General features: G+C 45.3%; 1 protein-coding gene. It reads right to left on the reverse strand.

The window, feature by feature from the left end; translation table 11 throughout:
- Positions 1–375: hypothetical protein (locus ESB04_RS12485; protein ID WP_394343746.1), on the reverse strand; the 375-nt coding region annotated here is incomplete at both ends.

A 375-nucleotide genomic window follows, 5' to 3' on the forward strand; every position in this document is an offset into this window, starting at 1 on the left:
TCACTGGGCTACTTGAAGCAGTTGCACCCGAGAAAGTAATATTTTTAGCTCCTGTGTAACTAGTAGCTGTATTGCCACTAGCGTCTTGTGCAGTAACGGTAATCGTTTGTGACCCTCCTGCCGTTTGGGTGCCTGTACCAGTCACCACTAATTTAGTCGCTGCTCCTGGGTTGATGGTTACGGAAGAACTAGTCACAGCGGTTCCTGTAGCAGGTGTGAAGGTAAATGTTCCACTTCCTGAAGTTCCAGTAAACTTCAAGCCTAAACTCGTCAAATTGGCTACTCCGCTCGTGAAATCACCTGCTCCTGTTAATTTATTCGTCCCCGATAAGCCACTAATACTTCCTGTTAAACTACTAGTAACTGTCACATTAT

Source organism: Aquirufa rosea (assembly GCF_004118285.1).
Lineage (GTDB): Bacteria > Bacteroidota > Bacteroidia > Cytophagales > Spirosomataceae > Aquirufa > Aquirufa rosea.